24 protein-coding genes are annotated in these 23,135 nt (G+C 42.5%); 4 read left to right on the plus strand and 20 right to left on the minus strand.

All coding sequences use genetic code 11. The features are described 5' to 3' along the window. Positions 1-6 precede the first annotated feature (6 nt). The 12 genes from BC343_RS25470 to BC343_RS32015 form a co-directional block, all read right to left on the minus strand. On the minus strand, positions 7-1,233 hold the full coding sequence (locus BC343_RS25470) for a hypothetical protein (protein WP_078350634.1): 1,227 nt from the start codon (positions 1,231-1,233) through the stop codon (positions 7-9). Continuing rightward, the gene (locus BC343_RS31260) at positions 1,230-1,505 is read right to left on the minus strand and encodes a Rieske (2Fe-2S) protein (protein ID WP_162276943.1); all 276 of its coding nucleotides are present in this window, start codon (positions 1,503-1,505) and stop codon (positions 1,230-1,232) included. The genes BC343_RS25470 and BC343_RS31260 overlap by 4 nt, the downstream gene beginning before the upstream one ends. Positions 1,506-1,676: 171 nt before the next feature. Next, a complete protein-coding gene (locus BC343_RS25480) occupies positions 1,677-2,858 on the minus strand; it encodes a di-heme oxidoredictase family protein (RefSeq protein WP_078350636.1) in 1,182 nt (393 codons plus the stop codon). Between the two features lie 163 nt (positions 2,859-3,021). Then, entirely contained in the window at positions 3,022-3,600 is a 579-nt protein-coding gene (locus BC343_RS25485) for a hypothetical protein (protein ID WP_078350637.1), read from the minus strand. 20 nt (positions 3,601-3,620) lie between these two features. Further along, entirely contained in the window at positions 3,621-4,211 is a 591-nt protein-coding gene (locus BC343_RS25490) for an HD domain-containing protein (RefSeq protein ID WP_078350638.1), read from the minus strand. Continuing rightward, positions 4,208-5,530 (minus strand): RIP metalloprotease RseP, encoded by a 1,323-nt coding sequence (gene rseP, locus BC343_RS25495; protein ID WP_078350639.1) that lies wholly within the window; start codon positions 5,528-5,530, stop codon positions 4,208-4,210. Before rseP ends, BC343_RS25490 begins: the two co-directional genes overlap by 4 nt. A gap of 2 nt (positions 5,531-5,532) precedes the next feature. Next, positions 5,533-5,706: a hypothetical protein gene (locus BC343_RS31125; RefSeq protein ID WP_156088772.1), complete on the minus strand. Its 174-nt coding sequence runs from the start codon at positions 5,704-5,706 to the stop codon at positions 5,533-5,535. Between the two features lie 9 nt (positions 5,707-5,715). Then, on the minus strand, positions 5,716-6,447 hold the full coding sequence (locus BC343_RS25500) for a ZIP family metal transporter (protein WP_078350640.1): 732 nt from the start codon (positions 6,445-6,447) through the stop codon (positions 5,716-5,718). After that, complete coding sequence (locus tag BC343_RS25505; RefSeq protein ID WP_078350641.1) at positions 6,447-8,546, minus strand: heavy metal translocating P-type ATPase; 2,100 nt, start codon at positions 8,544-8,546, stop codon at positions 6,447-6,449. Before BC343_RS25505 ends, BC343_RS25500 begins: the two co-directional genes overlap by 1 nt. Before the next feature lie 18 nt (positions 8,547-8,564). After that, positions 8,565-9,779 (minus strand): efflux RND transporter periplasmic adaptor subunit, encoded by a 1,215-nt coding sequence (locus BC343_RS25510; protein WP_078350642.1) that lies wholly within the window; start codon positions 9,777-9,779, stop codon positions 8,565-8,567. Between the two features lie 7 nt (positions 9,780-9,786). Beyond that, positions 9,787-14,169 carry a CusA/CzcA family heavy metal efflux RND transporter gene (locus tag BC343_RS25515; protein WP_078350643.1) on the minus strand — a complete coding sequence of 1,461 codons (4,383 nt, stop codon included), beginning with the start codon at positions 14,167-14,169 and terminating at the stop codon, positions 9,787-9,789. Between the two features lie 268 nt (positions 14,170-14,437). Next, a complete protein-coding gene (locus BC343_RS32015; RefSeq protein WP_078350644.1) occupies positions 14,438-14,749 on the minus strand; it encodes a DUF6660 family protein in 312 nt (103 codons plus the stop codon). Positions 14,750-14,900: 151 nt separating this feature from the next. On the opposite strand from BC343_RS32015, the gene BC343_RS25525 reads away from it, so the two are divergent. Continuing rightward, positions 14,901-15,350: an MgtC/SapB family protein gene (locus BC343_RS25525; protein ID WP_078350645.1), complete on the plus strand. Its 450-nt coding sequence runs from the start codon at positions 14,901-14,903 to the stop codon at positions 15,348-15,350. A gap of 32 nt (positions 15,351-15,382) precedes the next feature. On the opposite strand, the gene BC343_RS25530 is transcribed toward BC343_RS25525, so the two are convergent. The 3 genes from BC343_RS25530 to BC343_RS25540 all read right to left on the minus strand — a co-directional run bounded on the left by BC343_RS25530 (position 15,383) and on the right by BC343_RS25540 (position 17,133). Further along, positions 15,383-16,102, minus strand: a complete 720-nt coding sequence (locus BC343_RS25530; RefSeq protein WP_078350646.1) for a TylF/MycF/NovP-related O-methyltransferase — start codon at positions 16,100-16,102, stop codon at positions 15,383-15,385. 29 nt (positions 16,103-16,131) lie between these two features. Beyond that, positions 16,132-16,554, minus strand: coding sequence for a sigma-70 RNA polymerase sigma factor region 4 domain-containing protein (locus tag BC343_RS25535; protein WP_078350647.1), 423 nt, complete (start codon positions 16,552-16,554; stop codon positions 16,132-16,134). 228 nt (positions 16,555-16,782) lie between these two features. Further along, entirely contained in the window at positions 16,783-17,133 is a 351-nt protein-coding gene (locus tag BC343_RS25540; protein WP_078350648.1) for a hypothetical protein, read from the minus strand. A gap of 57 nt (positions 17,134-17,190) precedes the next feature. On the opposite strand from BC343_RS25540, the gene BC343_RS25545 reads away from it, so the two are divergent. Then, entirely contained in the window at positions 17,191-17,538 is a 348-nt protein-coding gene (locus BC343_RS25545) for a helix-turn-helix domain-containing protein (protein WP_238381868.1), read from the plus strand. Between the two features lie 13 nt (positions 17,539-17,551). On the opposite strand, the gene BC343_RS25550 is transcribed toward BC343_RS25545, so the two are convergent. Together BC343_RS25550 and BC343_RS25555 are read right to left on the minus strand one after the other, a co-directional pair. After that, a complete protein-coding gene (locus tag BC343_RS25550; protein ID WP_078350649.1) occupies positions 17,552-17,773 on the minus strand; it encodes a hypothetical protein in 222 nt (73 codons plus the stop codon). Between the two features lie 100 nt (positions 17,774-17,873). Continuing rightward, positions 17,874-18,089: a helix-turn-helix domain-containing protein gene (locus BC343_RS25555; protein WP_078350650.1), complete on the minus strand. Its 216-nt coding sequence runs from the start codon at positions 18,087-18,089 to the stop codon at positions 17,874-17,876. A gap of 243 nt (positions 18,090-18,332) precedes the next feature. On the opposite strand from BC343_RS25555, the gene BC343_RS25560 reads away from it, so the two are divergent. Further along, on the plus strand, positions 18,333-19,676 hold the full coding sequence (locus BC343_RS25560; protein ID WP_078350651.1) for a radical SAM/SPASM domain-containing protein: 1,344 nt from the start codon (positions 18,333-18,335) through the stop codon (positions 19,674-19,676). 27 nt (positions 19,677-19,703) lie between these two features. Beyond that, a complete protein-coding gene (locus BC343_RS25565; RefSeq protein ID WP_238381869.1) occupies positions 19,704-20,198 on the plus strand; it encodes a hypothetical protein in 495 nt (164 codons plus the stop codon). 684 nt (positions 20,199-20,882) lie between these two features. Here the strand turns inward: BC343_RS25565 and BC343_RS25570 are convergent. The 3 genes from BC343_RS25570 to BC343_RS25580 all read right to left on the minus strand — a co-directional run bounded on the left by BC343_RS25570 (position 20,883) and on the right by BC343_RS25580 (position 23,118). Then, positions 20,883-21,767 (minus strand): restriction endonuclease, encoded by an 885-nt coding sequence (locus BC343_RS25570; RefSeq protein WP_078350652.1) that lies wholly within the window; start codon positions 21,765-21,767, stop codon positions 20,883-20,885. Further along, positions 21,734-22,756 carry an HNH endonuclease gene (locus tag BC343_RS25575; RefSeq protein ID WP_078350653.1) on the minus strand — a complete coding sequence of 341 codons (1,023 nt, stop codon included), beginning with the start codon at positions 22,754-22,756 and terminating at the stop codon, positions 21,734-21,736. Before BC343_RS25575 ends, BC343_RS25570 begins: the two co-directional genes overlap by 34 nt. Before the next feature lie 83 nt (positions 22,757-22,839). After that, the gene (locus BC343_RS25580) at positions 22,840-23,118 is read right to left on the minus strand and encodes a hypothetical protein (protein WP_078350654.1); all 279 of its coding nucleotides are present in this window, start codon (positions 23,116-23,118) and stop codon (positions 22,840-22,842) included. Positions 23,119-23,135 lie beyond the last annotated feature (17 nt).

A 23,135-nucleotide genomic window follows, 5' to 3' on the forward strand; every position in this document is an offset into this window, starting at 1 on the left:
TAGTTATCAAAAATAGCTCGAAAACCCGATTTGCCATCCACCTGTTTTTGCCGGAGGATTACCGAGCAAGTCGGTTTGCCGCACTATTTTGTAATTAACACGAACCACCGTTTGTGCTCCCGGGCGCCAGCTAATCGCAGGTGTCAGCCCCCAAAAGTTGTCACCAATGTTTCCTTTAGTTTCATTGAACCGCCCAATGTTCCAATCGACATACTCCGCTCTTAAAGCCAGGTTTATAACAGAGTTCGGCAGTCCTGCAAAATTACCTCGGTAAATCGGTTGCACTATGTCGACAAAGCCACCTTGCTGCCGCCGTCCATATTGCTGTGTGTAGGTTGGTGCAATATCGACAAATACCCATGCCCATTCTGCGTTTACGGCTGTTCGCCAATTGCTCAAAGTAAAGTTCATATCTAATGCATAGGTATCCACGCGCCGCTTTTTATCTAATTGCAGCCCATCATCCTGAAACTTATTGTAAATACCCCCCATGTAGGAAAGCCCCAGTTCGGCAAAATTTCTCTTTTTTATTGCCGTTTTCAATGTGATGAGAGGAATGCCGTTATAACTTTCCTCAAAGCGTGTGGGATCTAACTTTGCGGCGGCCAACGAAGTTCTGCCTACGCCATTATCAATTATCCTATCGTTAAATCCATTAGTGAGATAAGCTTCATATGCGAGCGCCCAATCACCCTTAAAAGTTTTACCGTATATACCAAACCCTACGTTGCTCCAGGTAGCCGGAAGCATTTCTGTTGCAGACATGGGGCGGTCGACAAATTCCCATTTTGGCCCATCGTGGTTTTGATTGAACGCACCGATCGGGTTTAAAATAATCCCTCCGCGAAGATTGAGCAGCGGATTGAGCTCAACATCAAGCGCGGCAAACTCAACATTGATCTCTTTTGCACCATCTTCAAACTCTACCTCTGATAGGAATTTAATACGTTCAGAAACAGTTGAAGCGACAAAAAGAGTAAAACGCCGCATTTGAAACTGATGCCCTTCGGTTACCCCATTAGTGCCAAGATGCTGGTAATTAGCTTCGGCATACCCGCCAAATGACACTGGAAATTTGCCAATACTCAAAAATGGCCGTGAGTAGGCGGCATCCATATTCAATTTTAGCCCACTGGTATCTATAGCGCTTCTGCGAAGCAATGAACTGTCTATCTGGGCAACTGCCGTTTTTACAAAGAGGCAAGAGGCTATAACAATGAATATCTTTTTCATGCTTTGCGTTTGCGTAAGTCGATAAAAAGATCGTCGCCAAGAACCGACACGGGGAAGGTTCGCAGGCCATTTACCGCAGGCCCGTTGGTTACTTTGCCGCTACTGTCGAATGCACTGCCGTGCGCCGGGCAAACTAATTCATTTCCCGAAACCTGCAATTCGGCACCCTGATGAGCGCATTGCATCCATAGCGCAGTATAGTTTTTCTTATCAGTATGAAATACGCAGATAGGAAAAAGAAGCTTATCATTCCGTACAATATAGTATGCCATAGGCCCGTCGGCAGGGTTTAAGAGGTTCAAAGGGATTGAAATTCCGTCTTTAACCATGTTGCCAATTATATACCGCTTAGAAGTGCAACCAGCCAATACAGCTGAGAAGCCTGCCAACCCAAGAGCGCACGATGCGCAGCTCTGCCGTAGAAAATTTCGCCGGTTCATGTATTACAAGGATTCTAAAAAAATTAACACTTTCTTTCGTTCGGCTTCTGATAAGGCCTGGTAATTATTCCGGCTACGTGTAGCTTCTCCGCCATGCAGGAGTATAGCTTCATTTATGCTTTTGGCGCGTCCGTCATGCAGGAGAAAATATCCGCCACCCTGTGAGTTTTTAGAAAGGCCCAACCCCCAAAGCGGTGGCGTGCGCCATTCGAAAGTTTTGGCGCCACCCTCGGTGTAGCCATCGTTAAGCGTACTACCCATATCATGCAGCAACAGATCAGTGTAAGGATAAAAGGAAATCTGGGATAATGCATTGATTGGCGAATAACCGGTTTTGAGTTCCGGTCGATGGCAAGTGCCGCATTTTGCACTTATAAAAAGCGCTCTGCCGTCCACCACGTCTTTAGTAGATGCATTGCGCTGAATGGGGGCTTTTAACGTTTTCAGGTAAAATACTACATCTAATACCGTCTGGCTGGCTATTTCAGGGTCGCCTTCTTCGCCATTATAAGTGCTTATCGGTTCAAAAACCGAAGTGATACCGATATCTTCATTATAAGCCACTGCTGTTTGATGCAGTAGATCATAGGCAGCGGCTTTTTTTCCGAAGCGGCCGATAACTTTTCCGTTTTGTGAAATGCCACCTGGGCGTTGCTGGCTGTATTTCTTTGGAGAGATCCAACTCACCTCGCCACTGATGCCGTCGCTGTCTCTATCCATGGGGTCAGCCATTGCCAGGATCGAAGAATCCGCAACCGCATCAAGTAATCCAAGGCCGGTATTGGCAGGTGGCATAAAACGCGAAAAGGTGGCTCCTGCCGGAATTTGTTCCGGTTCAAACCCTTGTAACGCGCGGTGCTGTAATTGAGGCCCGCCGGACTGCAGGTATTGATTTCCGCCTACATCGGTTTGACCAAAGCGGGTGAGGGTAGTAAATGGGTGCCCTTTGCCATCACCGGCATGGCAACTACCGCAAGATGTAGAAACAAATAACGGACCGAGCCCTGTTTCCCTTGTGAACACTTCGTCGTTAAATGCAATATCGCCACGCAAGAACTGCAGCCGCTGTTCCGGCGTGAGATTCTCTAAAGGCCCATCCAGTACTTGATCGGCTTTCGGGCCAGCTGGCTGAAGTTTTGTGCATGCCGATAATAGCAGAAGCGGAAAAATTAGTCTTAATTTCATTTATGTCGTAAATCTAAAAAATAAAATTAGATAAGACTAATAAATAAAACTATATGAATAAAATTAATTTATTTAGCTTTCCTTGAATATCTTCGGATATCTATCCTGCTTGCATCTGAAAATAAAGAGGTTGCCTGTTTTGCGATAACGATTTGTTTGGGTTTTATTTATGCCGATTGGTCATTTTTTGATGGATTAATATGCGCTGCCAACATTGTTGTTTGATTTCTGAAGGCAAGCCAGTAACCTGATATCCAACATTGATTTGATTTAAGTTTTCAAATACCTGTAACATTGTCCATCGGTATTCACCTAATCGATCAAGCTTTTCCGGCTTTTTATAACGTGTAAAATTTCCCAGGGACGCTTTAACCGTTTGAACAAATAAAGGCGGATTGGCTGTGTTGGCCTTCGAGATATTGGAACTGACTAAACTCTTATTTAGCCCTACCAGTACATCTAATACCTCTTGAACTAATTTTGCATTGGTTGATTTAGCTTGTAGCTGTAGTTCCCGTTTTGTAATAAAAATTGCTCTATCATAAATGCTTTTTGAAACCAAAAAATAGTATCCGTTTGCATTGGCCAAAGGCTTCAGGCTTGTTAGAGAGTCCGCAGTTTTCCTGATTATGCTCATATAATCTTCGGACTGCCTTGTTTGTTGAGATCTTGCTACCAATAGTATGGTGCAGAAACTCAGAGTTGAAATGAGTTTGAAAGCAATATTTTTGGCTGTTTTCACAAGTTGATGTCTGTTAAGTGTTATTCATTTAATGCCATGCGAAGCATTTTAAGATTGCGGTGCTTGCGTTCCTGCCAGTTCGCCAAGGCAAAATCTGTGAAGTACGTGTGATCCGCCATGTGTTTTAAATTCAAATGCTGCCATTCATCGTCGGTGTAGGTTTTTTGTAGCCGGCTTGCCCATTCTTGACGCAGTAGAGCAGCGTGATCGAAATATTCCGGAGAAGAAAGATGTGCCATATCGGCATCACACATTGCTGCTTCTAACTCCGTTTTCGGGTTTTGCGGCATTTGTGTGGCACGAATACAGTCGCGTACAGATTTTATCAAGTTATCGCTACAGTTTTGTGTTCTCATGAAATCACCGGCAATGGTCATGCTGATAGATTCATGCCCGATATAACTGTAGCAATAACCAGTATCGTGAAACCATCCAGCAAGCGTCAACTTATCCCTATCTGTTTGTGGTAGGTTGGCACCCTTGCAGATCTCCGTCAATGCAGCTACTACAAAACGAGTATGTTCAATATTATGATAGCACATGCCAGCAGGCAGTTGGCTTTCTAACATTTTGGCTACGAAAACCTCCGCGCTTTTAATTAATTCTGTCATTGGGTGAGGTATTGAATGTCATTGTAAAAAACAAAGGCTGCAACAATTATCATGAAGACAAAGCCGCTTGCCTGGAACACTTCGATATGGTTTTGTTTTACGGGTTTGCCGCGTATGGCCTCTACAGCCAATAGCAAAACAGTCCCACCATCTAATAAAGGGATAGGAAGAAGATTAAAAAAAGCAACGCCGACAGATAGTATGGCCAGCAAATTCCAGAAACGGCGGCTGTCAAAATGCTCTCCAAAGAATGTGGCGAACCTAATAGGCCCAGCTAAACTTTCCGTCGCTTTCACCTGTCCTGTTACTATTTCGCTTAAGCCCTTGCCATTTTCCGACACTGCATTAACAACACGCACAGCGCCGGAAGCCACAGAACCGCCAAGTGACATACGAACAGGTTGGGCAGGGGGAATTTTACTATCGAGGCTAAACCCGATATGCCCGTCCTTATCCGTATGAGCCAGCATTGTACTGGTTTTTCCTTCATGAATAACTGTGAGGTATAATTGGCGTTTTTTGTTTTCCTTAAGCTTGATGACGAATTCATTATATGAACGGATCGAATCGCCATTGAGGGCTACAATATTTGCTTTGCTGAAGTCTTTATCATTTCTTGGGTCGATGTTGGTATAAACTGAGTCGATTTTAAAACCAGCCTGTATGGAGAAGAACTGGGTTAAACCTCTGTTTGCAACTAGCTGCATCAATTTAGGCGAAACAGCGATGTGCATATGGACGCGCTCTTTGCCTTGTTTGCGAACGACAGACAATATCGTGTGGCCATGCATTAAGTGCGTGCTCAGCATTTCGTCCTCATAAAACACTGAATCGGCATTCATCGCTGCAACTTCGTCACCAGGCCTGAGCCCGACCTGCTTACCGAGAACTCCTGGTACGATTTTGAGCGGCCCGTTCAAGCCGACTAGTTGATTTCGCCCATAGTAAAAGAATAGTGCCGTAAACACTACAATGGCAAACAGCGTGTTCATGATAATACCGCTTAACATTACAATTATTCTTTGCCAGGCGGGCTTTTTGTCAAATCGTTTCCCTGAAGGACTGGTATCGTCATCGTCCGTTTCCGAAAATATTCCAGACATGCGGATATAACCACCGAGCGGCAACCATCCGATCCCATACTCCGTTCCCCGAATTGTTTTGCGGTAGATCGCAAAGCCGAACGCATCAAAAAACAGGTAAAACTTTTTCACCTTAATTCCGAATATGCGCGCCGCGATCAGGTGCCCAAATTCATGAATGGCCACGATGAGGCATAAGCCAGCCAAAAATTGCAGGGTCATTACCAATGTTGCCATTGCTAACCCTCCAAATTGATGAACCACTCCCTGGCGCGCCTGACGGCTTCTTGTAGTTTAGTACTGCCTTCGGGAATATCCTCTTTATTTAGCGTCGCTGCTATCTCCAATGCCTTTTGTTTTACCTTGGGATCAAGGTTAGTAAAGTCACCGGACTGTTCTTTGTTATCCGTCATTGTTGTCGTTTATAAAATAATTCCCAGGATCAGGAAAATGAGAAAACCCGCAAAAAAGAGCGCCGTGAACAACGGCGAGTCTTTTTCTTCGTGAGCTTCCACCAGTAATTCCTCGGTTACCAAATACAGTAATGCCGCCGAACCAAATGAAAGGATTAGCTCCATTACTTTATCATTGGCATTGTGCAATAAGAATAAGCCAGCAACCGCCCCCACAATGAAAATAACTCCCAGCCCGGCAAGTACTTTATAGAATACAAGTGAGCTGTTAGTATTTGATCTAAGGGTTGTAATAACCGCGATGCCAAGCGAGAAGCACTCCAGTGCCAATGCAACAGCGAGTAGTAAACCTTCTTTTTCACCGGCAGCGAAACCGATACCGAGCAATATGCCATCGATCAGCAAATCGATGGCTATTGCGATAAGTGCCGCCCAAGGTAAACTCTGCCCACTCTGCGTAGTAACAGCTTTCTTTTCCAGTTTCTCGGTATACTGTTTCACTAATAACATGGATGCAATACCCACTGTAAAACCAATTACAATGGTTATCGGGTCGTGAAGTTTTACCATGTCCGGCAATAGCTCGACAGCAACTACTGAAAACACAACGCCTGCTGCAAAATGCAGTGTCATGCTTTTAAACGCTGCACTCGCAGTACGGAATACCGCTAAAGTTCCCCCGCATAACAATAGTAATACAGGGATGACGGTTAACAGAACCTCTTGGAATAATCGGCTCATTATTTCATCGCTTTATCGTTTTTGTATGCAAGCAAGCGCAAGGCGTTAAAAACAACCAATAAGGTTGAACCCTCATGTGCGATCACAGCAGGCCCAATAGACGCGATGCCTAAAATTGTAAGAGGAATCAATACAGCCACCATGCCCAAGCTGATGCATAGGTTTTGTTTAATAATCCCTCTCGATTTGCGGCTTAAACCGATAGCAAATGGTAAGCTTTCCAATTTGTCGCCCATCAGCGCGATATCAGCAGTTTCCAAAGCAACATCCGATCCTGCTGCACCCATTGCAATCCCAACTGTACTTTTCGCCATTGCGGGGGCATCATTTACGCCGTCGCCAACCATTGCGACTTTCTTTTCTGAACGGTCGAGCTTTTGTACGGATGATACTTTGTCCTCAGGCATCAAATCGCCCCATGCATCAGTTACGCCTACTTCTTTAGCAACTGCTTCGGCAACTTGTTGATTATCGCCTGTAAGCATTACCATCTTTTTTATCCCAAGGGCTTTAAGTTCAGCAATAACCTGTTTGGCTTCTTTCCTTGGGGTATCCATTAAGGCGAGGATGCCTATAAAATCATTTCCTAATTTTACGAGCATCGACGTGTTGCCAGCTTTTTCAAGGTCCTCTACTTGTTTTTTCAATTCATCGGGTAAGCCTTTTGCAAAAAGGGCTTTGTTACCGATCAATATTTTTTCGCTGCCTATCTCCGCTTGAACACCGCGTCCGGTGATGCCTTTAACATTTTTTGCCTCGGGGATTTTATGGTTTTTCTTTAAACGTTCCATGCCACCCACCACAATAGCCTGGGCAAGCGGATGATCGCTCAAACGCTCAACAGCAATGACCGTTTCTAATACCTCTTGTTCTGTGTTTTTATCCAACGGGATAACTTGCGTAAGCTTTGGCTTTCCTTCTGTAAGTGTTCCGGTTTTATCAAAAGCAATTGCCTTGAGCTCGCCAAGGTCTTCCAACGGACGCCCACCTTTAATAAGCACACCGCCTTTTGCCGCACGGGCGACACCACTTAACACAGCGCTCGGAGTGCTAATAGCCAACGCACAAGGGCTGGCAGCCACTAAAACTGACATCGCGCGGTAGAAGCTTTTGCTAAATGGTTCGTCTATAACAAGGAAAGCAAAGCAAAGTCCAGCTACCAGGATCAATACAGCCGGTACGAAGAATTTTTCAAACTTATCTGTAAAGAGTTGAGTAGGGGATTTCTGTTTTTCAGCCTCATTTACCATTTTGACAAGCCTGCTGATGGTCGAATCTTTGGCTTCACGGATGACTTTTACTTCCAAAGCAGAACCTCCATTGATGGTCCCTGCAAATACCCTGTTTTCGGCTTTAATAGATTTTTCAGATCTGTAATCTTTTTCAGGATCGGAAACGGGCTGTTTGTCCACAGGGACGCTTTCACCAGTGATGGGTGCCTGATTTACGCTGCCTTCACCTTTTACCACCACGCCATCAGCTGGTATTTTGGTATTAGGTTTTATCACAATGATCTCACCTAACTGCAGTTCTTCGATCCGGACTTCGGTTTGTTTCCCATCACGAATGACCAATGCAGTTGGCGGCGCTAGATCTGTGAGAGCAGCAATTGATTTCCGGGCTTTCCCCATCGCATAGTGTTCTAAAGAGTGCCCAAGGCTAAATAGGAAAAGTAGCAGTGCGCCTTCGAGCCAAGAGCCGAGTATGGCTGCACCGATGGCTGCAACCAACATCAAAAAATCAATTTCGAAACCACCTTTTAGGATCGTTTCTACAGCTTCCTTCGCAGTGAAATATCCGCCAAAGAAGTATGCAATGATATAGCAGGAAAGACTAACCCAATCTGGAAGGTTTTTTATAAAATGTAACCCCCAGCCAGTACCTAAGGCTACACCGCAAATAATGGCAAATATCAGTTCGGTATTTGGACCGAAAATACCGCCATGCTCATGGTCGGCACCTTCTTCATGGTCATGTCCTTCGTGTTCATTTTCGGCACTCTTCTTTTTGCTATCCGATTGGGCGGTGTCCTTTTTTGAGCTATGAAGCTCTTTGGGTTTGGCTTTGGTTTGAGTTTTTTTCATTTCCTGCTTTTTCATGGTCGATTGATTTAGTGGTTATTCTTCTTCGCTGTTTTTCAGTTTACTTAAAAGATCATAGGCACCTTTTAGTACGATTTTAGAACCTGGGTTCAAAGTGGGCGGCAGTTGTACTGCCACAAATCCGCCTTCGCTTACACCTGTGGAGATCTCTACCATTTTAAATTGATATACTTTAACTGCAACAGGTTCATTCTGGCCGTCCTTGCGTTTTTCGTTAATCGTGCCAACGCTGACAAATACATATTTTTTACCTTCAAAGTTGACAATTGCGCTTTCCGGTAATGCCGTCAAATCGTCTTTGCCTGTTTCTATAAATGCTTTTACATAGGTGCCTGGCAGCGCATTGAAGGTTCCTTTGGCGATGCTGTGGATGCGTATGGTTTTATCAGGATTGATTTCACGCCCTACTAAAGACACAATCGAGATACGTTCAGTAGAATCGTTTGTAAGTGTGAACCTAACGGTTTGGCCGGGTTTAACTTTCTCTGCGTCTCTCTCAAAAACATTCAGTTCCACATGTAGATTACCGTTGTTAACGATTTCCAACATAATATCATTAGGGTTCACAAACTTGCCTACATTGGTATTTACTTTTGTGACATAGCCATTGATCGGTGAGTAGATATTCATGGAACTGCCAATACCCGAGGGCGTTAATCTATCAGGATTAATATTGATTAACCGTAACCGTTGCCGAAGTGCCGCTTCCCGTACCAGTGAACTTTCGTAGTTTGCTTTTGCTTGCTGCAGTATTTTGGTCGCTGTAACGTTTTGCTGGGCTAGCGTTTGCTGGCGTTTATATTCTGCAGAGTTCAATTCATGCTGGCTTTTGCTGTCCAGATAATCCTGCTGTAATTGTACGTAGTCCTGGTTTTCAAGAACCGCTATTATTTGACCTTTGCTCACCTTTGATCCCTGCAACACAGGTATCGACCGTATAATGCCGCCCATCTGCGTACTTACGCTAACAAGATCTTGCGGCGGTACGTCAATAAATCCATTAACTTTCAAAACGCCACTTAGCGCCTTCTTGCCAGCGGTATCAAGTGTTACCCCTATCGTGTTATATTGAGCCTCGGTAATTTCAGCAATATCAGATTGCTCTTGTTTTTTTGTGGTATCGGATTGAGTATTATCCTCTTTTTTGTTGCCACCACCGCAACTGCTCAGCAATATACCCACTATTAAAAATGGTAGAATGCCAGTTATTTTTAAAAATCGCTTATTCATATTATAATTATAAACCGGTAAGGAATTGTAAGTCGTAAATAGATTGATTGTACTGATTGATTGCTTGCAGATAGCCGTACCTGATATCTGATGAAGTTTTAAGTGCCTGCACAAATTCCACATAGCTTATTTCTCCATTTCTAAACGCCAACTGGGCCTGTCTCAGAATGAGGGTCGCATTTGGTAATGCGCTCGTTTCATAGTAATTCAATGAGCGCTCATTCTTCAGCAATTGGTGATAGGCCTGCTCGTATTGGCTTGAAAGGTTTTGCTGGTATAGCTGTAGCTGCGTTTCAGACACTTCCTTTCCAATTCTGGCTGCCTTGATGCGGGTTGAATAAGGTTTAAAAAACAGCGGGATCGATACACCTACCTGCACACCCTGAAAGCGGTTGGCACCGGTAAAATTGCGGTCCTGGCCATTCACAACTTGGTTGCCCATAATTGACTGGTTGAAGTAACCGATCGAAAAATCAGGACCGCCTTTGGCTTTTTCTAAAGCAACGTTTCGATCTGCCAAGATTATCTGCTGACGCTGAAGAGCCAACTGTGGATTTTGGTTTATCGCGCTATCCAGGTGCTTGAACTCGGAGGTTGCTTTGCGAAATTCTTCTTTATCAATAGCGATAGAATCCTTTGTGTTCAACAATCGTTGCATTTCTGCGCTGGCTGCTGCGATGTCTCCGTCGTTTTTTGTTTTTTGGTTGCGTACCTCATTCAGTTGTGTTTCTGCGGTTGTCTTTTCCAACAAATTACTTTCGCCGGCTTTGAAGCGTATCGCAGCGGCGCGCGCAAATTCACTATAAATGGAATCCTGCCGGAGGAAGAGGTCATTTAAAGCAGTGAAGTAAGCGAGTTGCCCGTAAGCTTGCCTTACCTGGTATTGCAACTGCGACCGTGTGATATTAAGCCCTATGCGTGCGTTCTGCTCTTGCGCTTCATACACCTTTCGTTGGCTACTGATTAAGCCGGGAAACGGGATGCTTTGTTGAACGGAGATATTATTATCGCGTTTAGCGCTATTAAACTGCCCATACTGTAAATTAAAGTTCGTTTTGCCAAGGTCAAACGCACTGCCTTTTAGTACGCTTTGCTGGTTAATCTCCAGTTGTGAAGATTTTATAGCAAAGTTATTTGCAACAGCGGTTGTTATAGCCTTGTTCAAAGTCAATCGCTGCGTACCTGGGGTTTGTGCTTTTGTTTCCGATATACCGAAAACAAAAAACAGCAATAATAAAGGGGCTATTTTGGCAACTTTGCCGCCTTTACGCCCAAAGCTGAAATTTTCAAAATAGGTGTATAACACAGGTAATACAATTAAAGTGAGAATAGTGGAAGTGATAAGGCCGCCAATAACAACTGTAGCGAGCGGTTTTTGTACTTCAGCACCTGCGGCAGATGAAATTGCCATCGGCATAAAACCGAGCGATGCAACCGTTGCGGTCATCAATACCGGCCTAAGCCTCTCTTGCGTGCCTTCAAAAACGATCTTCTTAAGATCGGTAAGCCCACCTTTTTTAAGCCTGTTAAATTCAGTAATGAGTACAATGCCGTTCAATACAGCAACTCCGAATAAGGCAATAAAACCAACGCCTGCCGAGATGCTGAAAGGCATACCGCGCAAGAGTAAAGCAAATACGCCGCCGATAGCTGCCATTGGTATAGCGGAAAAAATAAGAATGGATTGCTTAATCGAACCAAAGGAGAAATAAAGTAGCAACAGGATCAACAGGAGAGCGACAGGCACTGCTACCGATAGCCGGGCTGTAGCTTCTTTCAGGTTTTCAAACTGCCCCCCGTAGGTCACATAGTACCCTGCGGGCATTTTTACCTGTTCTACAATTTTTTGCTGTATCTCAGTTACAACAGATTGTATATCGCGGCCACGTACATTTAAACCAACAACGATACGGCGTTTGGTATCTTCTCTCTGTATCTGATTAGGGCCGATTTGGAAGCGTACATCTGCTAATTGTTCTAAAGGCACCTGATTGCCGTTTGGCGCAGTGACGTATAGATTTTTTACATCATCGATATTCTGACGATTTTGATTGGATAGCCGTACTACCATATCATATCGCCTTTCGCCCTCATACACCAATCCTGCAGATTGTCCGGCAAATGCTGCGTTGATCGCCATGTTGAGGGTTGCAACGCTTAGCCCGTATTGAGCCACTTTATCGCGGTCAATATCTACGACGATTTGGGGCAGGCCGGTCGCCTGTTCGATATAAAGATCTTTAGCACCCTGTACAGAACTAACGATTTTACCCACCTTTTGCGACAGGTCAGCCAAGGTTTGAAGATCATCTCCAAATATCTTGATACCGATATCTTGCCGAACGCCTGAGATCAATTCATTCGAGCGAAGCTGAATGGGTTGTGAAAAACCGAAAGTGACACCTGGAACATTTTCGAGTTCTTTAGCCATAAGGTTCGCCAATTCTTCTCGATCCGTTGTTGTCGTCCATTCTTTTTTATCCTTAAGGATAACTGTCAGATCGCAGGCATCCATCGGCATGGGGTCGGTAGGTATTTCGGCAGCGCCGATCTTACCGATCACCTCTTTAACTTCAGGGAATTTTTTTACCAGTATTTGCGATGCCTGGTTTACCTTATCGATAGTTTGCGATAGGGAGCTGCCTGTTAGCAACCGCGTCTCTACAGCAAAATCGCCTTCTTCGAGGGTAGGGATGAACTCGCCGCCCATACGGGTGAAAGTAAATACTGCGACGATCAGCAATATAACCGAGATAACGATAATGGGCATACGGTGATTGAGTGCCCCTTTTATCATGGGCTCATAACGCCGGTGTATTGCATCCATCATTTTATCAGAGAAGTTTTTGCCGTTTTTAGGCTTTTTGCTCAGAAATAATGATGAGACCATCGGCACGTATGTAAGCGAAAGCAGGAATGCGCCAATAATGGCAAACGCTACTGTTTCAGCCATTGGCCGGAACATTTTACCCTCGATACCTACCAGTGCCAGTATAGGGAAATAAACAATGAGGATTATGATTTGTCCGAATGCAGCGGCGCTCATCATGCGAACGGCGGACTCTTCCACCTGGGAGTTCATTTCCTCTTGAGTATATGATTTTGACAGCTGTTTAGCATATAGGATATGCATAGTGGCCTCGACGATAATCACCGCACCATCGACGATCAATCCAAAATCAATAGCGCCCAGGCTCATTAAGTTGCCCGATACGCCAAATAAATTCATCAGGCAGATCGCAAAAAGCATAGCCAGCGGAATAACCGATGCCACAACAAGGCCAGCTCTTAGATTACCTAAAAAGATAACGAGTACGAAAATTACGATCAGGGCACCTTCAATAAGGTTTTTTTCGACAGTGCCAATCGCACGGCCTACAAGCGCACTGCGGTCAAGAAACGCCTCCACAACCACACCTTGTGGCAAGGTTTTATTGATGCGGGTGATCTTTTCTTTTACCGCTTTAACCACATTATTAGCATTGGCACCTTTGAGCATCATAACGATACCACCAACTGCTTCGCCGCTGTTCTCTTTAGAAGCACGGGTGAGGGCGCCATAGCGTATAGAATTACCAATATTCACGCTGGCAATATCTCTGATGAGCACAGGTGTGCCATCGGTATTGTTTTTAACAACGATTTTGCCAATATCTTCCGTCGAACCTACCAAGCCCTCGCTTCGGATAAAATAAGCGTTCGGCTTTTTATCGATATAAGCACCACCGGTGTTTTGGTTATTTTGTTCAAGAGCATCAAATATGTTGTTGATGCTTAAATTGAAGCTTCGCAGTTTGTCAGGATCGAGCGCGATCTCATACTGTTTTAGCAAGCCGCCGAAACTGTTTACCTCGGCAATGCCCGCAGTTCCTAGTAATTGCCTGCGTACAATCCAGTCTTGAATACTGCGCAGCTCCCGGGCGTTGAACTTACTTTCATAACCAGGCTTAGGGTGGATCACATATTGGTAGATTTCTCCTAAACCTGTAGATATTGGTGATATCTCTGGATTACCTAACCCAGCCGGAATGTTGTTTTTTGCTTCTGACAGCTTTTCATTGACTTGCTGACGCGCCCAATAAATATCAACGTTGTCATGAAAAACAATCGTAACAACCGATAATCCGAAGCGTGAGATCGAACGTACTTGCTCAATCTCTGGAATAGTTGCCATGGTTTGCTCAACCGGATATGAAATCAGCCTTTCAACCTCCTGCGTTGCTAACGAGGGGCTTAAAGTGATTACTTGAACCTGATTATTGGTTATATCAGGAACTGCATCAATGGGCAGTTTTTTAAGTGACCAGACACCCCAGGCAATCAGCCCAAGGGTAAAAAGTCCAATCACCAATTTATTATTAATCGAAAAGTGAATGATCTTATTAAGCATAACTTATTTTAATGCTTGGATAAGATATGACCGTACCTCTGTAAGATGCTAACGATCCCCAATAACAAAGTAAGGGTTACAATGAGCAGTGCAATCAGGCGAATGACCCGCATCCATAGCGGTTTTTTTGGCGTTCGCTTGCGTTTTACAGGGGTATGCTTAGCAGGTGTTGACCTGTACTTTGCCATACCAAAACAAGAAATAGTGAAATAATAAACCAGCCGCTGGAGTGTTGTCGTTTACGACAATAGCGGCAATACTGGAATAGTTATGCGTTTAGCTTGGGCGGTTGCCAAATATTAGAAGGGCGTGTAACCGGGCTTTCAGGAAGAAACGATGCGCGCATCTCGGCTAGTTTAACCGTCACCGGGCTTATGATTAGTTTCGATGCGATGACCACTTGCATGTTACAGCATCCGCAATGACAAAGGGGCGGGCATTGATCCTGCGTGCTTTGGTGATCTTGATGAGTTTTAACGATGCTCATGCCGGAAGTGTTAGGCAAACTTACGCCGTCTTTGCATGGTTCCATGTCCAGGCAAATAAAAAATAGCGCAAGAAGAAAACAAATCCACTTCATTTCGATTGCAAAGATATTAATTCATAAACGATTATAAAACTGCTTATTTATCAGTTGCTACATTATCAAAGCCTAACAACCGCGATAATTATTTGTTTATAGATAAAAAGTGAAACCAGTTGTTACTAATTTTACCGCATTTAACAAATAAATGACATACGAGGCCGAATTAATCATACTTGGAAAAATTATCATAGCGTTGCTGTTAGGCGCTGCCATCGGTTACGACCGTGAAAAACATGGCCGTGACGCTGGTATTAGAACTTATGCTGCTGTATGTGTAGGTGCGGCAATTTTCACTTCATTGGCGGCTCACCTTGGCGATACCGCAGCAGCGTCGCGCATTGTTGCAAATATCGTTGTGGGCATCGGTTTCTTAGGTGCAGGCATCATTTCAAGAGATCCCGGCGGTAAAACATCATTCGGATTAACAACCGCAGCTACCGTTTGGTGTACAGCTGCCGTTGGTGTCACCATTGGCCTAAACGAATTTATAATTGCCGTTGGAACCACAGGCATGTTATATTTTTTGCTCTCGCTACATCACCAGCCATGGTACAAACGATGGAAAGCAAAAGTTCAGGATAATGAATCTGACTGAAGCTTTGCTTTGCCATCGCAGCAATAACTACTTTATTGCTTTCTGAAAAACGCATGTTGATATTGGTTGCCGTAAAGGCAAACTATCTTTTCGGGTTTGCCCGCAAAAAACTCGTCGAAAGCAAGTTTAACGCCTGGGTTTATATCGAGTGTTTTCCCATTTTCTTTAGGATCGTTGTAATCCATTAATATGCACACCGCACCTTTTGTAAGTTTCGGATATAACTGTTCAAAACAATATAGCATGACTTTTTTGTGTTCCTGTGGATCGCCACCAAAACCGCAGTCTATATGAGCAAACGCTACTTTTTCGGGTAGGCCTTCAGGTAGAGTTTCGTTAAACAAGCCTTTATGTACGACCGGCTGTTTTAATCCGGCTGTATCGAAATTACGCATTAGTTCATGCTCTACATTTCCTTTGAAAGTAAAGGGTGTTGCAAAGGTATCGTATACATGCAGCTTTTTATCTGATCCGGTTAACTCGATCACCTTTTGAAATAGAGCGGCGCATTGTCCGGTAAAAGTGCCCAATTCAACTACGTCGCCAGGAACATTATAGGCAATCACTTCTTCAAGTAGATGGTAGTAGTTGATCCGTTGTTCAACAGTGCTCATGTCGAGGCTCGTGTCAAGTTGCCCCACCTGGTAACCCGTTTTCAAAAACCGTAAGCCCTTGTTCACAAAATTGATTAATGGGGAGTTTTTCCGTTGATTGATGGAGAATGGATAATCGGTAATAAAATAGTTATTCATAGAATTTGAGTTTTAGTGTGCCGTTTTTGTTAGTTTTCAATGGATAGAGCTGCAGCCAAACAGGTAACCTCTGCGAGAGATAGCTTGGTAATGCAGGAGATTTCTCGTGAAGTGAACCCTTGTGAATATTTTAAATAGAATATTGCTCTCTCAAACTCTTGCAATGTGTTTTTGTCATTGCCTGTATCGCGTTTTGATAGATCGCTCCATAATTTGTAAGCCATTCGGAAAATTAATACAGTTAGGCTATCGCTGCTTTTCAGGGTTGGGATGTCGCGCCAAAACCCTATAAAGAGTTTACACGACAATTCATCGGAATCGTCATGGGTTAATCCCATGTGTCTAAAAAAACTATAGATCGGTTCACCGTACGAATGAATAAGCATTTCAAATGCTTCTGTACGGTTGGCGTTAATTAATAAATGCTCTAATAATTGCAGATCGCCTTTCATTTTTGATTGGTATTGTCTGATGATGAGCCCAATTTTGGGGTGGATAGGAGAAAATCGGGGGGCTTATATCGCCACAATAAGAAAGCCTGTAGCTGCTACTCTGTTACCTGGTAAAATTCACTAGGTGTACAATGATAAATACAATGCAAACCCTAATGCCGATCTAAATCAAGCAAATAGTACTAGATTGAAAGACGCTTACAACTTCTAAAGACGTGGAAATATGTGTTAGCAGGTTGCTGGTGGGCCTCGAAGTATTGGCTGGTCCAAACTTCGTTGCTGCCGTAATAGGCTTTTGAAAGGAACAAAAGTCTTCTGAAGTAGATTAATCTGATGATCGACTGCTATCCAAGATGGTTGAAGAGTCAAAAACAATAGTAAATGCCCCTTGAATACGTTTTCCTGATGGTCCTGAAAAAAATGGTGGGCGATTTGGGCATGCTCTAATGCCTCTTCATGGTGCTCTTCAATGTGAGATACTGTATAATGGTTAGCATCATGGGCATGCGAAATGAGGTTATGAACCAACAACAGGCAGAACCCTGTCAGTAAAAATAAACCACGTAACCATTTTGCCATTAAGCAAATGTAGCTAATATTTCCCATTGTTGTATTTTAGGCGTTCCTGTTAAACTTATGATACCGCCAATACAAAATAGCATCCTGAAAACTGTCGGGCAACTTATCCGAGATACACGCACAGAAAGAAAAATTACCCAAGCAGAGCTTGCCAAACGCCTCGGTGTTTCTATTCCGGCGATTTCGAAAATTGAATCAGGGGTTACGGATGTAAACCTTTCCCGTGTTCACCAAATTGCAGAGGTTTTAGAGATAGATGTTTTAATCCTTTTAGGTTCACAACCTAAAAATTCTGATAATGACGCAATTTTAGTGGCGCAAAAACAACTTGCCATACGTGACGAGGAAATCGTCATGCTACACCGAAAAGTCACCCACTTGTACGAGGAACTGAATAAGAAATAATCTGTTAGGTAAACTACGTAGAGTGCGGTTTTTCATGCAAATGTTTTCTGTCGCCTGTCAGGCATTCTGCCATTGCATCGATATCACCGAGAAATTTCGTAACGCCTTTATAAACCTCGCTCTGAATTGGTGCTTTAGCGCATGCCCTAATACAGGCGCTTCTAGATGTTTTTAAATTGCTTAGCAATTCCTTTTTATCAAGATCGCTGAAATATCGCTTTGTTTTAGCCGCCATGTTTTTTAAGTATGGAACAAATTTATAAAAGCGCGTCGATTTGCTAAATAAATTAGCATTGTTGTGGAAAAATAACAAATGCCAAAGGGGCGACAAACTCTTAAAAGAATTCTTTAGGGCTTACGTTTAAAGCTTTCGCAAGCGCATACACGGTAGAGAGTTTGGGATTGGTTTTGCCAGTTTCGATGCGATGGACTTGAACAGGTTCGAGCTCTGCCATATTCGCCAATTCCTCCATTGAATAATTTTGGCTCTTTCGAATATCACGCAGCTTTTGTCCGAATTCTTTTATCTCGTTTCCTGAACCATCTGCCATGTTCAAAAATCAGATACCGCCGCAAATAAAAATTAGTACTACAGTACTAATTTTGGATTCATTTTATTATATTTGGGTAACAAATTAATTCAGTAATTAAACATTAACGCTATGGCAAACACAACCGAAAACGACATCCTATTTGATGATGTTGCGACATTGGCGGCAGCTCTTGAAGATGGTTACACTGTAAACCAATCTGCAAAAACAGATTGCGATTGCTCGAACTAAACTTCGTGAGTTATGAAGTCGGGCTTAATTCCACAAAAGGCACCAGGACTGCTTTGTAAACTTATAGACGCAGATCATGCCTATGCTGTAAATTGTTCGTACCCGAATTCTTTTCGGGTACTGAACAAAGCCCAATTCAACATTCTAAACTCAGTTAATGGAACGGATAGCCTCCGTGAAATTGCCGGTCGATTAGAGATACAAGAGGCGGTACTTGAACGTTTCTTTACCTTACTTAGTAAAACCGAACTTGTTAGGTTCGACAACGGCTTTGGCGTACCTCAACGTCCTGAAAAGCCGCAATCCCTGAATTTTTGGATACATACGACCAACGCCTGCAACCTGGGCTGCAATTACTGCTATATTTCTACGCTAAACACCGGCAAGGGGATGATGGCAATTGTAAGGAACCAATTGATATACAAATTGGTTGAAGCTGCTACAAAGCACAATATCAAGAATATTAAACTACGTCTTGCCGGTGGTGAGCCATTAAGCCAATTTAGTTCGTGGAAAGCATTTATACCGGAAGCTTTTCAAGCTTTAGCACAAGTTGGCTGTAAACTTGATATCGCATTCATCACCAATCTAACTCTCCTTAACGCTGAAATCATATCGTTTGCCAAACAATACAAAGTTAGCTTTGGCGTGTCCTTAGATGGCATAGCAGAGGTACATGATGCGACAAGGCAATTCAGGTCGGGTTCGGGTACATTTGAAATTGTCGACAGTAATTTACGGACGCTCATTGCAGAAGATATCGCAGTAAGTGTAAATACTGTGGTCAATAATTTTAACCTTATTGGGTTGCCTGAACTCACCAAGTATCTAATCGATTTGGATATACCGTTTCGCTACTCAATCGTTAAAGGCGAAGCGATACATGGCGAATTGTTAGAAGAAAACCTGTTGGCTTCCTATGCTATTATGCAAGAGGCAATTACCGAAGGGTGGCAGTTTTCTAAGCGCTACCAGTTTTGTGATCTAAAGCCAAACGATTTGGGTTTTCAAACTTGTGCTTCAGGTTTCTCTGGCGGAGCGATATATGTTGATGGCTCATTTAAATATTGCCATGTTCAATTTGGCAAAGAAGCAAATGCTGAAACATCAATTTTTAGTGCGGGCTTAGACCTTGTAGAAATGATTGAATCAGGAGAACACTTGGAGGATAAAAAATCGGAAGACTGTAAACAGTGCCGATATCGTTCCGTTTGTACAAGTGGTTGCCCAGTTTATCGTATTAAAGATAAAGATCCACAATGCAGTTTGTACCATCGTTTTATACCTAAATATTACGAGCTGCAAGCTATCGAACGATTGCAATTACTGCAAAAATGTGTAATAATGCCATCGTAAAATACAACCTTCTCAGGATGGTGTTTCTTGGACATTGCCGTTTCTCTCACTATTATACTCTCAGTTACTGCTGTACTCACAACAATTTATCAAGCGCACATTCAACGGGTGCATAATGTAAAATCAGTTACGCCGCTGCCGCAAATAGATGTGGTGGACAAGGACAGGGTATTATTTATTCATGTTCAGAATAATGGTGTTGGTCCTATGATTGTAGAAAAGCTCACTTTCTATAAAAACGGGCAAGAATACAATAGTATTCAGGACTGTTTAGAAATTGATCCTAAATCATACGATCACATTGAAATCAGACCTACAAATCAAAAGATTGTCATCCCTGGCAGTTATTTAGATGTTTTTTCAAAAGAATTTGATGAAAGCTATACGGATGAACAAATCGTGTTTTACCGGAAGGAATTATCGTTGCTGCATTTAAAAGTTGAGGGCAGGGATGTTTACGACAACCGTGTCGTGATCGAGAGAAACTTGCATTGGTTTGCAAGGCACATTAAAAATGACTAAGCATAGGGAATGCATGTGATTTAAAACGTAACTTAGAAGTTCTATTACTGGTGGCGTCCGCCACTATTGTGATAAGGTTTAGGTTAAAGCCCCGATGCTGCGAGAGTGTCGGGGCTTTGTTTTTTAGCGTTACTAGAAGATTTTTTACGCACAAACTTAGACGTTATTATGCTTGAAGGTGTGGCAGAAGGTATATACGATGTCGTACTCGATTATTCGGAAGAACTTAACCCGGATAATTATATTCAGGTACCCAAGAACAATAGATTTAATTTTAAACCTAAAGACAGTAGTAACAGATGATAGACGAACAAACAATTGCACCAGAAGATATACATTACACAACTGAGATAAAGGGTAATGTTATGTGAGTTACTTCAAAAGATCCTGAAATGGCCAAGAAGGTTAAGGTTCTTGTTCGGCTATTTAGTGAGGACGTTGTTAGAGCGATGAGCAACGTACAAATAAAAATGAATTTCAATCCTGAATACAAAGCGTACATTGATTCACTTGTGCCAGAGAGATTCAAAAGGTAAAAATAAAATCAAAACGGTGTCGCCGGTTTCTAATTCTTCGTATCTTGAATCAATAACCTGATCCGTTAAATATACAAAAGCCTCTAGTAGTTGTGGGTTATGCTAGTTAGGTTTGAAAATTGCAAATGCAATGAGCAAGCCATATAATTTAAGAATATTGAAGCAATTCTGGCGTTAATTTCTCATTTGCTTGCACAACGATATGAAGACCAGGAAAGAAATGATTGGCAACGTCAACATGCTTAAATTCCTGCCAGCTTCCATCTTTAATGTCAAAACTATCTTCAACGGCGAAATTTACACCCGTTGCACTAATTTGGCTTATTTCAACGAATTCTTTAGGTTTAACGTATTTAATTAATCCAGTTTTTACGTGTTGATATTGGAGCACAAGTTCATCAAGTGGGTACCAATCGCCTTGAATGAAAACAAATAAACCTTTTATCGGATAGTTGTGGAATTTATTGGGTTTGTTATTAAGCACGTTCCGGTTCCAAAGGTTAATAAAATGTTCTTGAAGCGTGACTTGGTTTATCTTGTCAAATGACAATATGAATTCTCTAGGATGGGTTGGCGCATAGGCTTGAAGATGCCCTGGGATTGTACCAGATAATGTTGCATGAAGATCCCATCGATTATCAATGTAAACCATAGGTATTTTGAGACCTTCATCCCAATTCTTTTGATTAAGATGAGTAACCGTACTTAGCTCAATATTTTTCTTTTTTGCGTAATTAAATAATTGTTCGGTAAAAGTCGTTTGACTGATTAATACACCCTTAGTAGCCTGTACATCCTTTAATTCATCAAAAAAATTATCAATTATTTTTACGCTAATTGGCTTAGCTGGGACGTTTACTACAATAAATAAAGGCAACCCTAGAACGTTATTGTCCTTAATCACAAAATCGAATTTGTGGAATTTCTGCGAATTGCGACCTATTTGCTGATGATTTTGCAAAACTGTGCCTTCTTCATACAGTTGCGCAAGAAGGTCTTTTATTTTGGATTGAATGTTATTTCCCCGTTCCATGTAATCGAAGTATTGTCTTTGGGTGGAATATTGGTAATTTTTAAAAATAAATTAGTGCTTCCTAGCCTATTATCTAATTCAAGCATAAGCTTGTCAAATATTGAATGGACATTCTCGTTATACTCGTGTTGTGATAAATGTTGTTGCGGAAAGGCGAGTTGAAGTGGTGATATTTCCTGAAATGTTTCTTCATGAGTCACTATGTCATGTACGCCTATGGCTGCAAAATTTTCACCGTCGTAATTCTTATTTAGGAGGCAACACATTTGAAATACTCCGTATAATTGCACTAAAGAGTAACACACCCTTAACTGCTTATCACCTTCGACATAGATAAGGTGTGAAAGCGATGGCCGCATTTCGTCTAAGGCAGGATAGCCATTCGTTGCCAATCGCACAGGATTTTCCTCTTCAAAGTTTTCATTAAGTAGATAGTTTCGAGAATTTTCATCCATTAGGTTATTAAAACCGAGGTAAGAACCCAGTGCTACACTCATCTTGATACTAAGCCTTCTAACGTTTGAATTAAACGGTATGCTGAAATTTAACTCCGGCTTCCAATCTAAACGCGTATTCTCTGTCAAAAGAAATTTTGAATCCGGATATTTTGCTTCCAGTTCTTTTTGCTTTTGCTTTGCTTGCGCTGCACTAGTAATAATACCTTTGAGTTTACCGTCTTCATAAAAGGCTTTGGTTTGGGGCGTGAATTCACCTTTTGAATTAAGGTCGTACTTAACTCCTGAGGTCTGATCAATCACGGCATTACGCCAAGTGGTCTCATTTTTAGGTGGAATTCCCGCAACGCCGAGCGTCACCATAAATGGCGAGAAACTATTTGCAAATTTACCTTCGAAAGCATGCCCAAAAAAATTATTACATTTTTTACATACAGGCGTAGTTTGATGTCCACCGAAAAATTGCTGGAATATGTGGTCTTTAGACTTTTCACCAATTTGGTTACAAAAGGGACAATTTACTTGCTCGCTCATATTGACAACAGGCCCATTTTAATCGCCTGTCACTAATTTTAATTAATGTAAAAAAGTGGATGCCCTAAGGCATCCACTTTAAATTAAGCAGAAAATCTCCTGTCTAATTCACTTGTCCAAAAAGCATGCGATTTGTGCACATTAGCATCTGTCTTTATAAATGTCTCGATTCGTTGAAACGTATCGCGTAAGGTCCATCTTTTCTTAGTCATGTATCTATTTATAAAATAGACCATCTCATAAGATTCGCCTTTATTCAAAAGTGTGCTATCGGGCTTTCCTGTTGTTCTTGGATCATCATCAGGCAGAGCGGTATGCTTATAACCTGGGAATTTTAAGCTTTGAGCAGTAAAATTTGCCATATAATACAGTGTTAAAA

The organism is Mucilaginibacter pedocola (genome assembly GCF_002013915.1).
In the GTDB taxonomy this organism is placed as follows: domain Bacteria; phylum Bacteroidota; class Bacteroidia; order Sphingobacteriales; family Sphingobacteriaceae; genus Mucilaginibacter; species Mucilaginibacter pedocola.